This window comes from Paenibacillus sp. GQ49, assembly GCF_059759055.1.
In genome coordinates, this window is record NZ_JCAXEL010000005.1 from 321,911 (window position 1) to 339,592 (window position 17,682).

The window sequence follows — 17,682 nt, forward strand, 5'->3', positions numbered from 1 at the left end:
CCGATATGCAAAGGGAGTGTAGTAGATGATCATTACAGAACATATGGATTCGGTTCAGGAGCAGATGAGCAGCATCGAACGGCTTCTTATTCGGTTATTATGGGGGCAGCTGCACAATGCGGGATGTATGGACGAACATTTTGTATTTGAAAAAACGGTCCGCCCATTCTATCAGAAATGGTTGATCGAAAGTCGCCTAATGCTTGCCGAATATGCCCGGGAGTTGCCTCGTCCGGTTGAAAGCCTCCAATCAGAAGAGATTGCGTCTTGGACCCGGTTATCCTGGGAGGCATGGGAGAGCAAACTTCCGGGCTGGATCTCACATCCCGATGTGCGCGCTTATGCGAGATTGGCCGATTCGATGATTCGTGCTCTTCCGGACATTCTCAAAGGACATAGGGCCGCTACCGAGGTGATGTTTCCCGACTCGTCGATGCATATGGTTGAAGGTATTTATAAACACCATGCCATTGCCGATTATTTCAACGGAACTCTTGCGGAACAGGCGCTGAGCGTAATCAATGAATTGACGTCCGAGATCACAGGACACAGGAAAGTAAACATTCTGGAAATTGGCGCCGGTACGGGAGGCACAAGCGAAGTCGTTTTTGAAAAGTTAAAACCCGTCGCACACAAAATACAAGAATACTGTTATTCGGATATATCCCGTGCCTTTCTCATGCATGCTGAGCAACAGTATGGACCCTCAGTACCCTATTTGACATACAAAATTGCCGATTTGAAAATTCCTTTTGCCGAGCAAGGCATTGAACCGGGTAGGTACGATCTCATTATTGCGAGCAACGTATTGCATACCACCCCGGATATCCGAGACACACTTCGCATGATCAAGGCATCACTCAAAAAGGATGGACAATTGCTGTTAAACGAGATTACGCGCAAAACCGTAATAAATCACCTGACCTTTGGACTGCTGGAGGGTTGGTGGCAATACACGGATGAGAATGTCCGCATCCCGGGGTGTCCGGCCTTGTCGGCCGCAAACTGGAAAAAAATGCTTCAGCGGGAAGGCTATCATTCCGTTCATTACCCGTCAGCACAGGCAGACCGCTATGGACAGCACATTATAGCCGCCAAAAGTGACGGTATCGTCATTCGCGCTAACGGTTCTGCACCTGTTGTTAAAAACGTTTTTCAACCCAGTCATCCTGCCGATATCCTACACCAGAACGAATCGTTCTATGAACAGGAGCAGCCCGCTGCGGATCATGGGATCATCACCACGGAGATGACTGAACAGTTTGTGAAAAAGGCGATCCGTGAAAGCATCGCAGAGGACCTCAAGATGGAACAGTCCAGAATCCAGAACAATCGCAGCTTCTCGGACTATGGCGTCGATTCCATTATTGCCGTCCATCTGGTCAACGTGCTTAATCAGAAGTGCCAACTGACCTTGCAAACGACCGTGCTGTTCGACTATAACAATGTGGATCGTCTGACAGAACACATTTTGCAGGAATACGGAAAAACGATCGAATCACTGCTCTTGCAGAGTCAGTCTAGGGAGCCAGAACCGGCAGCTGCAATAGCATCAGATACAGCAACAACCATTTTCCAGGGTACATCGCTGCCTTCACAATCTGTCAATTATGCATCGACTCCCTTTGTGGACAGTAGCAACGCGAAAGCACCTAATACCCGAATCAATGACAAGACATCGGGTTCTTATTTTTATCGGACACATATTGGCAGCCCCTCGGAGATCAACGATCTTCAGCTTCATCAGACCTTTGTGCAGGAGTTGCGGCCTGACGAAGTACGTATTTCGGTCAGAGCGTTTTCCCTGAATTTTGGGGATTTGCTCTGTATTCGGGGCCTGTATCCGACCATGCCGCCGTATCCTTTTACACCAGGCTTTGAGGCAGCCGGTATTGTAGTCGAAACAGGTTCCTCCGTTACAACGGTAAAAACCGGCAATGAGGTAGTGTTCTATGCAGATGCCTCTCTCGGAGCGCATGCCACCGCCATTACGTGTAAAGCAGAGCAAGTGTTTGCCAAACCTGATCGGCTTACTCATGAGGAAGCTTGCTCGCTGCCCGTCGTAGCCATGACTGTCATTGCCGCCTTCCGCAAAGCCAATATTCAACCCGGCGAACGGGTTCTGATCCAAACGGCAACCGGAGGAGTCGGACTTGTAGCCATTCAGCTTGCCCGCCATCTTGGTGCAGAAATTTTCGCCACGGCCAGCATGCAGCACAAGCTTGATTATTTGCGCGAAATGGGCGCCAGCTATGTAATCAACTATGCCACTACGGATTTTGAACAGGAAGTAGAGCGGCTCACGAACGGAGAAGGAGTACACGTCATTCTGAATACCCTGCCAGGCGAGGCACTGCAAAAAGGATTAAACTGTCTCGCGCGGAACGGAAGATACATCGAGATTGCAATGACAGCTCTCAAAAGCGCCCATGCGATCAACCTGTCGGGACTGAATCACAACCAGAGCTTCTACAGTCTGGATCTGCGCAAGCTGGGCATTGAACAGCCTGAAATGCTCGCGGAATACAGGCAAGAGATGATGCAGTGGGTAGAAGAAGGGGTCATCCGTCCCCTGATCGGTCAGACATTCCCGATGGACAGATTGCAGGAAGCCTACCGCTACATGGATCAACGAAAAAATATTGGCAAAATTGTCATTAACGTGCCGGAATATATGCACTATCAGCCTGCAACTGCTGCTCTTCCAGTCGATTCTGCCGGTGTCACTACTCCAGTCCGGATTGAAAGTGACGGATTGGGAAACAAAAGCGAAGAGCTGACAACATATGAGCCGGTGGCGATCATTGGCATGAGCGGCCGATTTGCGGGTTCGCGGGACGTAGCGGAATTGTGGGCGCATCTCGAAAAGGGAGATGACCTGATCCAACACGAGCAGCGCTGGAATCTTGCCAAGCATTATGGAGTGGATGTTTCCTTTTGCGACCAGGGCAGCTTTTTGGATAATATTCATGCGTTTGATCCGCTCTTTTTTAACATTTCCGGGCAAGAGGCGGCCTACATGGACCCTCAGCAACGGATTTTTCTGGAGGAAGCCTGGAGAACATTCGAAGATGCCGGTTATGCCGGCGACTCGATGCAGGGCCGTAATTGCGGCGTATACGTAGGCTGTACGGAAATGGACTATGGACAGCTGATGGGTGAACAGCCTCCGGCTCAGTCGTTCTGGGGGAAAGCCGGGTCCATCATTCCAGCCAGGATTGCCTATTATCTCGATTTGAAAGGTCCTGCCATTGCAGTAGATACCGCCTGCTCCAGCTCGTTGGTGGCGATTCATCTGGCATGTCAGTCGCTGTGGGCGAGGGAAACGGAAATGGCGCTTGCGGGCGGGGTATTTATTCAATCGACTCCCCAGTTCTATATGGATGCCAACCGGGCGGGTATGCTCTCAACCACCGGGCGATGTCATACGTTTGATGAACGGGCAGACGGTTTTGTGCCAGGAGAAGGAGCTGGAGCGGTTCTGCTGAAGCGGCTCAGTGATGCTGTACGTGATGGAGATCACATACATGGCGTAATTCGCGGAACAGGCATCAATCAGGATGGTACGACCAACGGAATTACCGCACCAAGTGCCAAATCACAGACCGCTTTGGAGAAACAGGTCTATGATCGCTTCGGTATTGATCCGGCAAGCATTCAGCTGGTAGAGGCGCATGGAACCGGAACCCGGCTCGGGGACCCGATCGAATTTCAGGCGCTTACTAACGCATTTTCGTCATATACGGATCAGAAGCAATACTGTGCGCTGGGCTCCATCAAAACCAATATCGGGCATCTGGCAACCGCTGCGGGCATTGCCGGATTGATCAAGGTTTTGCTTTCCTTGCGTCACAAGCGCATCCCAGCTTCACTGCATATGGAAAAGCCCAATCCCAACATTACATTCGGGGACAGCCCTTTTTATGTCAATACGGAGACCAAGCCATGGGACACCGAAAAAGGCCAGAAGAGAAGGGCTGCGATCAGTTCATTTGGATTCAGCGGAACCAATGCCCATATGGTCATTGAGGAGGCACCCCCGCGTCCGGCTGCCAGCTCCGACCTGCGGCCCGGATATCTGATTGCACTGTCAGCACGTACTGCGGACCAATTACGTCAGCAAGCTGAGCAGCTTGTGTCCTATGCAAAAGTAAACTCCGCGGTGGAAAGCCTGCACATGAGTTATACCTTACTTACGGGTAGACCTCATTTGGCCCATCGGATGATCTGCATTGCCCGCAACGGGGAACAGCTAGCTGATCAGTTGAGTGAGTGGCTTGCAAAAGGGGAGAGCAATTCAGTAACCAGCGGCTTCGTTAATCGAAACGAACAACGCGGCAACGCCTCGTTGAAGCGATACGCCGCCGAATGTATAAGGCAGTGCCGGGAAACGGAGGATTCCTCTGTTTATCTGGAGCATTTGTCAGCCCTCTGCGAAATGTATGTCCAGGGCTACGATCTTTCTTTCGACAAGCTGTTTCCAATCTCTGCACAGCGTATCCCGCTCCCGACTTACCCCTTTGCAGGGGACGACTACTGGGTGCCGGCACGTGAAGATACTCAGCGGGTTAAACAGCCGCCTTACGCCGAACATGCTTTTGGAACAGTGCTGCATCCACTGGTTCACAGAAACACATCCAGCGTAAAGCAATTGCAATATTCGTCCACTTTCAGCGGTCAGGAATTCTTTTTCAAGGACCACTTGGTGAAGGGGATGAAGGTGCTTCCAGGTGTAGCTCATTTGGAGTGGGTATGCTTTGCAGCAGATACGGCATGGGGTGATCACTCGGATTCGAGGGTGATTCGCTTGAGAAACGTGATCTGGTCTGCCCCGTTGATTCTGAATGAAACATCAGCGTCCTTTGCCATCCGTTTTCGTCCTGTCGAGCAGACAGAGGGAGACGAAACGATGCACTTTGAAATTGTTCAGGAGCAGGGAAAGGAAAGCGATCAATATAAACAAGTATACAGTCAAGGCCAAGTTATGCTCGCCAAGCTTCCGGGACAGGTGGAGCGGGATATTCAAACCGAACTTGCGGGTTGCACACCCAGCCCGGTCTATGCCGAAGCATTCTACGCTGCCTCCGCTCAAACGGGCATTATCCTTGGGCCGGGCTTACGCGGGATACAGTCCGTATATGTTGGGCGGGATCGTGTCATAGCACACTTGTCACTCCCGCAATCCCTGACTTCTTCGGGTGAAGAATATATTCTTCATCCCAGCTTGATGGACTCAGCACTTCAGGTCACCATCGGATATCTGCTCGGCATTGTGACTGACCAAGCTGCCTCAGGCAGGCCTGCGCTGCCGTTTGCGCTGGAGCAGTTGGATATTCTGGGTCCCTGCTCAGCGGAGATGTGGGCGGTTGCCACGTACAGTTCAGGATTCAGCCGGGACAGCAAAATCCACAAGCTGGACGTAGATCTGTGCGACATGGACGGAGTGGTACGTATACGCATGACCGGATTTACGCCGCGTGTTCTGGAGAAAGATTTCGATCCACAGAAGGAAGAAAATGTGAGGCCGATTCTAATGGCGCCGGAATGGAAGCCGCTTGAGATCTCTTCCAACCAATCAGCCGCTAAGTACAACAGTCATCTGATCTTGATTTCGGATCACTTTACAGGGCAGCTATCTTCATTGCGTGAATCGTTTCCTCACGCCCGCTGCGAACGACTGGCAACGGACATATTTGCATCCGTAGAGCGATTTGAGCAAGACAATGCATTGCTGCACCCGCTTGCAAGCTTTTTTACTGAGTCAGCTGCACACCTGCTCGAAGAAATTAGGCAAATAGTGAACACGGAAACCGGAAGTACACTTATTCAGCTCGTTATTCCTTTCGAGGAAGAGGGGCAGGGCGGTCTGCTCAACGGCCTTGCCGGGATATTATTGACGGCTTCTAGAGAGCATCGACAGTTAACATGTCAGCTCATTCAGCTGCACTCCTCCATACAAACAGGAGAACTGATTGATAAAATGGCTTCTGAGAGCCGTCATTCAGAAAACGTAATTGCCCGCTATCCGGCTTCCGGCATCAGGCAGACAAGAGTCTGGCAGGAGTTGTCTGCTCACTCCGCTGGCAATTCATTGTCCTGGAAAGACGGTGGGGTATATCTGATAACCGGAGGCATCGGAGGAATCGGATTAGCTTTGACACGTACGCTTGTCAGTCAGATCAGGAATGCCACGATTCTGTTAAACGGCCGCTCGACTCCAAACGCAGAGCAGCAGGCCCATCTTCAACAGCTTCAGTTGAACGGAAATCATGTACTTTACAGGAAAGCGGACATCACTTCACGTGAAGCAGTTCAGAGACTGGTACAGGAAATTCAGTCTGATTATGGTGAGCTGAACGGCATTATTCATGCGGCAGGTGTCGTGAAAGATCGTGCCTTACGGCACAAAGATTCAGAAGAACTGCGATCCGTCTTGGCTCCCAAAGTGGACGGCACGATATGGATCGATGAATCGACCGCCCACATGGCGCTCGATTTTTTTGTCCTGTTCTCTTCATTGGCTGCTGTGACAGGTAATCCGGGTCAAGCGGATTACGCCTGTGCGAATGCCTTTATGGATGCCTACGCCACATACCGAGATGGGCTGGTTCGGAACGGACAGCGTAACGGCACAACGCTCGCAATCAACTGGCCGCTCTGGAGGGAAGGACGCATGCAACCAGGGGCAGTAGCGGAACAGAAAATTCGCCGCCAATGGGGAATGCACCCGATGGACACCTCTATCGGAATCAAATTGCTGCATATGGCCATGAACAGCGGTTCATCCCAAGTGTTGGCTTTTTACGGTGAGCCGGACGTATTTCTGTCAGGTGTGATGTCGGATTCCGCAGGTTCGGTGGATCAGCCATCGGTATGGAACGTGTCAACAACTCCTTCACAATCCATGACGTCTGTTGCCGTCCCAAGCGACGTCCCCGAGTCGCAAAAACGAACATGGCCAACCGGGGATGAGCGAAAACGTCTGCTCGTTTCCAAAGTCCAAGACGCTTTAACGGATCATATGTCTGAGTTGTTGCAGGTAAACCGGACCGACATCTTTCCAGATGTGGAATTTGGCGAATATGGATTCGATTCCATTTCGTTTACCGATTTCGCCGGTATTCTCAATGAGAACTATGAGCTTAAACTTACACCTACTGTTTTCTTTGAGCACTCCACCTTAAGGTCTTTAACAGGACATCTTGTCGGAGCCTATCCGAAACAGTGGGATGCACTTTTTCCAGAGATGCACATGGATACCGAGGGACTGCATACTGATGACTCATCACAGGAGAAGCAAACGAAAGATTCCTCTGAGCAGAAAGAGCAAATGGGAGGTTCAATAATATCCTCCGAACGCCATCGAGAATCCAGCCTGGCTGAATCCGATCATCAAAATCATAAGGCACCGGAACCCATCGCTATTATTGGCATGAGCGGCCGTTTCCCAATGGCAAAGGACATTGATGCCTTATGGAATAACCTGCTTCAGGGACGGGATTGCATCTCGGAAATTCCACCGGATCGGTGGGATTGGAGAGCCTATTATGGAGATCCCGATCAGGCTCACAACAAAACCAACATCAAATGGGGCGGATTTATGGAGGGTGTCGCCGACTTTGATCCTGGCTTCTTTGGCATTTCCCCGCGTGAAGCGGAATTGATGGACCCGCAGCAGCGGCTTTTGATGATGTATGCCTGGAAAGCAATTGAAGATGCGGGCTATGCACCACCAAGCTTGTCCGGTTCAAGAATGGGCATCTTTGTTGGCACTGCGAGCAGCGGGTATCATCGTCTGTTGGCACAGGCGGATACCATAATCGAAGGATATACTTCGACAGGCCATGTGGCTTCCGTAGGTCCTAACCGAATGAGCTTTTTCCTGAATGTACACGGTCCAAGTGAACCTGTGGAAACGGCTTGCTCCAGTTCGCTGGTGGCACTTCACAGGGCTGTTCAGGCGATACGAAATGGAGACTGTGATACTGCTATCGTGGGTGGAGTTAATACCATTCTGGACCCGGACTATCATATCAGTTTCAATAAAGCAGGTATGCTGAGTCCAGATGGACGTTGTAAAACGTTCTCCGATGAGGTTAACGGATATGTACGCGGAGAAGGCGTTGGCATGATTTTTTTGAAAGGGTTACGGGCCGCTGAGCAAGCAGGTGATCACATATATGGTCTGATTCGTGCTACGGATGAAAATCACGGTGGACGGGCCGCATCACTCACCGCACCGAATCCGCGAGCACAGGCCGACTTGATTAAATCCGTATATTCAAAGGCTGGTGTGCACCCTTCTACCATAGGATACATTGAGGCTCACGGAACAGGCACGCCACTTGGTGATCCTATTGAAATTAATGGCTTGAAGATCGCGTTCCAGGAGACTCTTGCAACTGCGGAACCCAATCTGACAACTTCAGTTTCCTGCGGACTGGGCTCCATCAAAACCAACATTGGACATCTGGAGCTTGCTGCGGGCATTGCCGGGGTCATTAAGGTACTGCTGCAAATGAAATACAAAACGCTTGTGAAAACAGTTCATTATGAGAGACCTAACCCTTACATTAAATTGGAAGGAAGTCCTTTTTACATCGTTGATGAGAACAAGTCATGGGAAGCGCTCAATGACTCTGCCGGCAGAAAGCTGCCAAGACGTGCAGGAGTGAGTTCCTTCGGATTCGGAGGTGTAAACGCACATGTGCTGCTTGAAGAGTATATTCCGGCTGAATCGGTAGCCAATTCTGATCGGACCCAACATCTATCTCACGAGGACTCAATGAACAAAGCTACTTCGGTATGCATCGTACTGTCAGCCAAAACCGAAAAAAGACTTCAGGAGCAGGCTCGGCAATTGCTGGCGGCGTTGCAATCGAGACGCTATGAGGATTGTCATCTGCCTCAGCTCGCATACACACTTCAGACGGGGCGTGCGGCGATGGAAGAGCGACTGGCTTTGGTGGCAACTTCCATTGCTGAAATAGAAGACCGGCTGGACGCTTATATTCATGATCCCGAGAAAGCCGAAAACATCTATCTCGGCAAAATAAAGTCCCACAGAGCTTCGATCGCTGCACTGGCAGAGGATGCCGATATGCAGGAAACGGTAAAAAGCTGGGTCCGCAAACGCAAGTATGGACAGCTGCTGGATCTTTGGGTGAAAGGTCTGGATGTTCCGTGGTCTGAAGGTTACACGGAAAGGACACCCCAGCGAATCAGCCTGCCCACTTATCCGTTTGCCACAGAACGTTATTGGGTGCCTGAACAGAAGGAGCGAGAATCAGGACAACCTGTACCGACATCTTATCTTCACCCGCTTCTCCAGCGAAATACATCGGATCTGCAAGGGATTCGTTTCAGTTCAGAGTGGAGCGGACAGGAATTTTTTCTAAACGATCATGTCATTCACAATCGTAAAATCATGCCAGGGGCCGCCTGCCTCGAAATGGCCCGGGCAGCGGTGGAACAGGTTATTCCGACAGATACATCCCGGCAGGACAGGGTCATCGTTTTTCACGACATCTACTGGACTGTGCCGCTGGGGATGGAACTGCATTCAGTCACACCGGGCAGGTTACAGGCGGAATTGAGATTAACTCCGCTGGATGCGGGGGAGATCCGTTATGAAATAACCAGCGGGGAAAACAATCCGAGATCCGTAAGATCCGAACCATCCAAACGAAATGTACATCATTTAGGAACGATTTCGACGTCCACTCGTCAAACCTCATCCTATCCAACGATCAATCTGGAATCCTTGCTGTTGCAATGTGGAAAACAAACGATGACGGCAGCTGAATGTTATCGTTTCTTTGAGCAGTCCGGCCTGTATTATGGACCGGGTCATCAGGGGATTCAGCGTCTTCATATCGGAGAGGGACAAGTCATCGCACAGTTAAAACTACCGCCGTCTCTTGCATCCACGGCTGAGGAGTACGGACTGCATCCGGCTCTGGTGGATTCAGCTATACAGGCATGCATCGGATTGCCGCAATTCAAGGAAGGCGGAGTTACCCCTTTTTCCTTGGATCAGGCTGTAATCTATCGAGACTGCCCGGATTCCGTCTGGGCATGGGTGCGTCTTTTGCCAGGACAGGATTCTTCCGGAACGGCTAGCAAAGTGCAGATCGATCTGTGTGACGACCAGGGAACAATAGTCCTGCAACTTAGAGGGCTGACGATTTTGCACAGACCGTACCCCGGGGAACCATCCGATGTTATTCAGGAAGAGTCCAATACATTTGCGAAGCCACTACCGGATGAAACAATAGCTTACGCCACCTCGGAGAAGCAGACACTGACACCAATTCCGCTCTCGGGAGCGATGACTTATGCGCCAAGTTGGAGAGAAGTATCGACCAATCCCGATGTAACCGAACCTATGTCCATGTCTTTCGGTAGTTCGGGGATTATCGTAGGCGGGACGTCGAGGCAGCAGGACGTTATTCAGCAATGGCATCCCGGCCTGCGACTTATTACGGTTGAAGGGGATGCACCAGAAACAAAACTGGAACTCGAGTTAAAGCGCCATGGCGTAATCAGCCGTCTGATCTGGATTGTACCGCCCTCAAGCATCGTTCAGGGGCCGGAGCATGCTGCGGAAGTGATCAACGAGCAGAACCAGGGATTGTTTCAGACATTTCTCCTTATTAAAGTCTTGTTGAATCTGGGCTACGACGCACGCAGACTCGATCTGACCATCATAACGGAGAAGGCCTGCAACGTATCGGCTGGAGAAACGATCTATCCTGCGCACGCCGGAATTAGCGGACTTACAGGTTCCCTCGCCAAAGAAATGCCGGATTGGAGGGTCTGCCATCTGGATGCGGATGATGTCCATGACATCGGAGCGCATCCCGAATGCCATTTTCCAGGGATATGGGATGGGAATACGCGCGCCTGGCGGAATGGAAAAGGGTATGAAAGTGTACTGGTGAACGTCTGCTCTACAGGTGACACGCATGAAGCATTTAGAAAAAATGGCGTCTACGTCGTTATTGGCGGTGCGGGCGGCATTGGGGAAGCATGGAGTGAATATATGATTCGGCGCTATCAGGCGCGGCTTATCTGGATTGGCCGAAGATCTGTCGATGCACGGATCGGAGAGCTATGCAGACGCCTTGGCGAATTGGGAACCGAACCGCTGTATATTTCTGCGGATGCAGCCGACAAGCACAGCTTGCAGGAGGCATACCGCCAGATCAGATCATTGGTACCAGCCATTCACGGGGTTGTGCATGCTGCGGTAGGCCTGATGGATCAAAGTCTGTCTCAGATGACTCCAGATTATTTCCGCAATGTATTGTCATCCAAGCTGGATGCCAGTGTGAATATGATGAACGTTTTTGGACAGGAGCCTCTGGATTTCATGCTGTTTTTCTCCTCCATGAGCTCGTTCACCACACCAGCTGGGCAAGCTGGATATGCCGCCGGATGTGCCTTTATCGATGGCATGAGCGCTGCAGCACAAGCCTGGAAATTCCCTGTAAAAGTGATGAATTGGGGGTACTGGGCTGAGACCGGTATCGCCAGTCAGGTGCCTGCCACTTTCAAGCAAAGACTGAATCAGTCGGGAATTGGCTCCATACATCCTGAGGATGCCATGCGGGCGCTGGAACTGCTGATGGCAGGAGGCAAGCATCAACTGGCGTTCATTCAGACGGACAAACCAGGGGCAGTGGAAGGCACAGCGTCTGATCGTATGTTTATGGTTGCGCCTGAAGCAAAGCAAGTAGGACGCCATCAGCTCATGAATCGAATTTCTGGGCAACAACTCAACGTGAAGCCGATTCAACAAAAGTGGGTCGCCTTTAACGATGAATTCGAGTCGATGCTGGCCGGACTGCTGTCGATTCAGTTGCAGCAGATGGCCTCAGCTGATTCGACAAACCGTCCTGTTGCCATCTATGATCGCTGGATGAAGGAAAGCAAAAAGCGTATAGAGCAGTATACCTTGTCGAAACAGTCTCTTGTTTCTGACTCGATGTGGTCGGCATGGGAGCAGCGTATGAAGCACTGGCTGCTGGACCCGGATTTTGCGCCTCAGGTTAAGTTAGTCGACCAGATGATACGCAGCCTGCCGGAGATTGTCAGAGGAGAGCTGGCTGCGACCAATATCATGTTCCCCGACGGAGCAATGGATATGGTGCAGAACATTTACAAGCATAATTCAGCAGCAGACTATTTCAACGAAATACTTGCCGATACCGTCGCAGCGTACCTCGCCGAGCGACTTGAATCCAATTCAAAGGCCGGCTTGCGTATTCTTGAAATCGGTGCCGGGACAGGAGGAACGACCGAAAAGGTGCTTGAGCGGATAAAACCTTTTGCCTCCTCTATTGCAGAGTATGCATACACGGACATCTCGAGAGCATTCCTGCTATATGGAGAAAAAACCTATGGGGAAAATCACCCTTATCTGAACTGCACCCTGATGGATATCGAAAAACCTCCTGCCGATCAATCTTACGATCTGGGGAGTTATGATCTGGTCATCGCAGCCAATGTTCTTCATGCTACCCGGAACATCAGACGCACCTTGGGTCACGTACACCATCTGTTAAAACAAAACGGCCTGCTTCTGCTGAATGAATTGACCCACAGCTCACTGTTTAGCCACCTGACATTTGGTTTGCTGGAAGGCTGGTGGCTCTATGAAGATGATGATATCCGTATCGGGGGCTCCCCTATTCTTGGCAAGCAGCAGTGGCAGAAGACGCTACAAGAAGCCGGGTTTGGACAGGCAATGCTGCCAGCTGAACCAGGTGAGAGCCTTGGGCAGCAGATCATCACCGCCTTCAGCGACGGATATATATCCATGGTCATACCTTCGCCGGAGGCCAGGTCCAATCATGAGCCGATTACTTCTGAAAACATATCGGTCATGAACATGGACAAAATGCAGACAGAACAACTGTCACAGTCAGAGTCAGAACTGGATTCCGATCAGATGTGGCAGGCCAGCCTGACATTTTTCAAACGTCTGGTCGGAGAGGTTATTCGAATGTCACCTGAACACATTGATGAGTCCGAACCGTTGGAGGCTTACGGCATCGATTCCATCCTGATTGTTCAACTGACAAATCAGTTGCGCAAACATTTTGACGGCGTAAACACCACGCTGTTTTTTGAGCACAAAACACTTGCATCATTAATTCATTATTTTATGAAACAGCACAGACAGAAGCTGTTGGCGGCGGCTCTACCGAATCTGCCGGAAAAAGAGCCTGAACAAACGCACGAATCCCTTATTCAGCCAACCGTATCAGCAGTGGAAAGGACGATGCAGGAGCCCGTTTTAGATCCGGTAAAGCCTGTACCCATCACGGCAGCTCTCCACTTGGCTACCAATGAACCGATTGCCATTATTGGCATCAGCGGCAAATATCCGCAGGCAGATAATCTGGAACAGTTCTGGGACAACCTGATTGCAGGCAAGGACTGCATCACGGAAATTCCGGAAGAACGCTGGTCACTTGAAGGATTCTATGAACCGGATCGCAAGGAAGCCGCGCGCAAAGGCAAAAGCTACAGCAAATGGGGCGGCTTCATTGAAGGATACGCCGATTTTGATCCGCTGTTCTTCCAGCTCTCTCCACGAGAGGTCATGAACATGGACCCACAGGAAAGGCTCTTTTTGCAAACCGTATGGGAAGCGCTTGAAGACTCGGGCTATACAAGGGAACAGATGGATCGACAGTACAATGGCAAAGTAGGGGTGTTTGCTGGCATTACCAAAAGTGGTTTCAACCTCTACGGCCCGCCACTATGGAATGAAGGCAGTGAATGGTTCCCGCAGACCTCGTTCAGTTCCGTTGCAAACCGGGTTTCCTATTTGCTAAACCTCCATGGTCCCAGCATGCCGGTGGATACGATGTGCTCCTCTTCACTCACGGCTATCCATGCAGCATGTGAAAGCATTCGCCGCGGTGAATGTGAGGCAGCGATTGCAGGCGGGGTGAACCTGTATCTGCATCCTTCAAGCTATGTTGCCTTGTGTGCCCAGCAGATGCTGGCAGCGGACGGTAAATGCAAAAGCTTCGCTCAGGAGGCAGACGGTTTTGTACCCGGGGAAGGCGTCGGGGTGGTTATCCTGAAACAACTGTCCAAAGCCGTTGAAGATGGGGATCAGATCCATGCCGTCATCCGCGGAACCCACATTAACCACGGTGGCAAGACAAATGGGTATATGGTCCCCAATCCTGCAGCCCAGGGAGACCTGGTTCGGGAGACGATCAACAAGGCAGGCATTGACGCCCGCTGGATCAGCTATATCGAGGCTCATGGAACCGGGACAAGCCTGGGCGATCCGATTGAAATGGCCGGACTTGCCCGAGCGTTCCGCCAGGATACGCAGGATAAAGGATACTGTTCCATTGGGTCACTGAAAAGCAACGTTGGACATATGGAATCGGCTGCTGGAATTGGCGGACTTACCAAGATTATTCTTCAGTTGAAACATGGTCAGATTGCACCCAGCCTGCATGCCGAAGAGTTGAACAGGGAAATCGACTTCAAAAACACGCCGTTTATCGTACAGCAGAGGGCGAGTGATTGGTCAAGACCGATGGTTGAGGTGGACGGACAGATGCGGGAAATACCGCGCATTGCTGGTGTATCCTCATTTGGCGCTGGGGGCGCAAATGCTCATGTAATCGTTGAAGAATACATTCCTGCTCATGCTCAGCCTTCTTTTCCTGTGATAAAAAGCTCTTCTGGCAGGACCGAACGTAAGTCGGAGCAACCGGTAATGATCGTTTTGTCTGCCCGAAATGAAGAAAGGCTGGTTGCTGTGGCGGAGAAACTTCTACTATATATTAGCCGCCGAACATTCGATGATCAGATGCTAGCCAACCTGGCCTATACACTTCAAACCGGCAGAGAGGCAATGGAGGAACGTTTGGCTTTTACAGCAAACACGATACCTGAACTGATCGCTAGACTGGTTACCATTCAAACCGGAAAGTTAAAACAAGCCATTCCCGGGATATACAGAGGACGGGTTAATCGAACCTCGTATACTCCTTTAGACACCGAGCAAGAAGCGAACAAACCTGCTTCTGAGGATGTCAGACTGGCGATGATACAAGTTAACGTGGATCGATTGCTGGAATTATGGGTGAATGGCGCGAAGTTGGACTGGAAGCAAATATATGGTGCAATTACGCCAGGCAAAATGAGTCTGCCTACCTATCCGTTTGAGCGGGAAAAATATTGGCTGCCTGACGCTAAGAGAATGTTGCTGTCTGTTGCTAATACCACTGAGGCAGATTCCCGAAATACCATTATGCTTCATCCGACGCTTCACCATAATACATCCCTGTTATCGGAGCAGCGCTTCACCTCACGGTTTAGCGGTGATGAATTTTTCCTGTCAGACCATCAGGTCGGAACCTATCGGGTACTTCCGGGAGTTGCCTATTTGGAAATGGCTCGCGAGGCTGTGAAACGCTCTATAGAACATGCTGATTCCCTACCAGAGGTGATTGTGCTGGAAAATATCATCTGGGGCAGACCCGTGATAATCGCCGCTCAGGCTACCGACGTTCATGTGCGTTTGTATACGGAAGAGCAGGGAGACATTCACTATGAAGTCTACACTCAAGATGCGTCAGCCCAGTTGCTGCACAGTCAGGGTTTGGCTTTGCTGAAAGCCGAATCTCAAGACTTAAGGCTGAATCTGGCAGAAATACGAAACAAATGCATCAAACCGTGGACAGCGGATGAATGCTATCAGGCATTTGAACAGATGGGACTGCATTATGGCACAGCCATGCGAGGGATCGAAACAGTCTACACGGGAGAAAACGCGGTGCTGGCCAAACTTGCTCTGCCTGCCCGGGTAAGGGACTCCGCTCGTGACTTCGTCCTGCATCCGTCCATGGCAGATGCGGCTTTGCAGTCCGCCATTGGATTGCTGCTTGCACATTCGATGCCTGGTGAACCCAGACTGCAAACAAGTCCAAGTCCGCTGCTTCCTTTTGCACTGGAGCGAGTCGTTTTCCGCCGTCCTTGCACAGCCCACATGTGGGCTTATATTCGCTACAGTAAGGGACATAAACCATCTTATTCACTGCAAAAGCTGGACATCGACTTGTGTGATGAAGAAGGAAATGTATGTGTGCAATTCGAGGGCTTCACCAGCAAACCATTGAAGGGAGAGATTCACATGGGGAAAATATCATCTCCAAACGAATCACAAACACTGATGTTTGCAAAAGAGTGGAAGGAGCAGGAAGCGGTAGTTGTGCCTGAGGTGGTATACAGCCGTCATATCGTCATGTTATCCGGCCCTTGGACAGAGCAGGAACACGTCTTGGCTGCCAACCTTCCGAATGTGCAGTATGTATCCCTTGGTCCATACCCGGCGGATCGGGCTGGTCATTCCGACTTGATGGATGAGCAATACTTGTTTGCTGTCAAAAAGGCCTATCGTTATGTGCAACAGTTGCTCAAAGCTAGACCGGAAGGTGCTGTACTCATTCAACTGCTGGTTGCCAAGCGGGCACAGTACAACTTATTCGGAGGATTATCTGCCTTGCTGAAAACGGCTGAATTGGAAAATCCGAAAATCATCATTCAAATCATTGAAGCAGATGATCTTCAGAGCACCGAACGAGTGGTGCAGATTCTAACGGAAAGCAGTCAAAGCGCTGGCGACACACATATCCGCTATCAGAACGATAAAAGATATACATCATTGTGGAAAGAGGTCGGATCTTCACATTCATCCTTTGTCGAGCTGCCTTGGAAAAATCGAGGCGTCTATCTGATTACAGGTGGTCTGGGAGCAATCGGATCTATCATAGCGGAGCATATCGCCGAGCAGGCGGAACATCCCGTGCTTATCCTTACGGGGCGCTCGGAACCGGATGAATCAGATCACCAGCGAATGGCGTTGCTGGAACAGCTGGGGGCAGAGGTCATCTATCGGCGTTCGGATGTCTCGAAGAGGGAAGCAGTAGATGAACTGATGCTGGAAATCAACCGAAACTACGGCGAATTGCATGGAATTATTCATAATGCAGGCCTAATTCGCGACAGCTATATGATCCGAAAGGAGCTTGATGACATCGAGCAGGTGCTGGCTCCAAAAGTCGCTGGAACGGTTCATTTAGATGAAGCAAGCCAGTATTTCAAGCTGGACTTTTTTGTATTATTTTCCTCGCTAGCCGGGGTACATGGCAATGTGGGTCAAGCCGATTATGCGGCAGCGAATGCGTTTATGGACGAATATTCCGAATACCGCAATGAACGTGTCCAGCAGGGAGAACGTCACGGGTTTACACTCGCCATTAATTGGCCCTTGTGGGAAGAGGGCGGTATGCATATGAATGATCATGTGAGACAGAACATGGAGCGAATATCAGGAGCGGCTCCACTGGAGCGTACAAATGCGATGCGATCTCTCCAGCAGACACTGCATGAGAGAAGGTCACCTGTAGTCGTTATGCAGGGGGAGGCTGATCAAATACGAAGCTTCATGGGTATTTCCGGAACAGCACCGATTATGAATACGAAGGAAGCATACAACCGTTCCGATGACGAGAATTACCTCCACCTTGTAAAGAAAATTCGCAGCGGCGAATGTACCCTTGATCAGCTAATGCATCTCAAGTAGTGGTAATTGCTTTGCTTGCTTCCAAGCCGATTTTTAAGACTTTTGCGAAATGCGGA

The 17,682-nt window shown here is 50.6% G+C and carries 1 protein-coding gene; it reads left to right on the forward strand.

What is annotated here, in order from left to right; translation table 11 throughout:
- The first annotated feature begins 25 nt into the window (after positions 1-25).
- Positions 26-17,626, forward strand: a complete 17,601-nt coding sequence (locus tag AC6CIF_RS12650) for an SDR family NAD(P)-dependent oxidoreductase (protein ID WP_498199897.1) — start codon at positions 26-28, stop codon at positions 17,624-17,626.
- Positions 17,627-17,682: the final 56 nt, after the last annotated feature.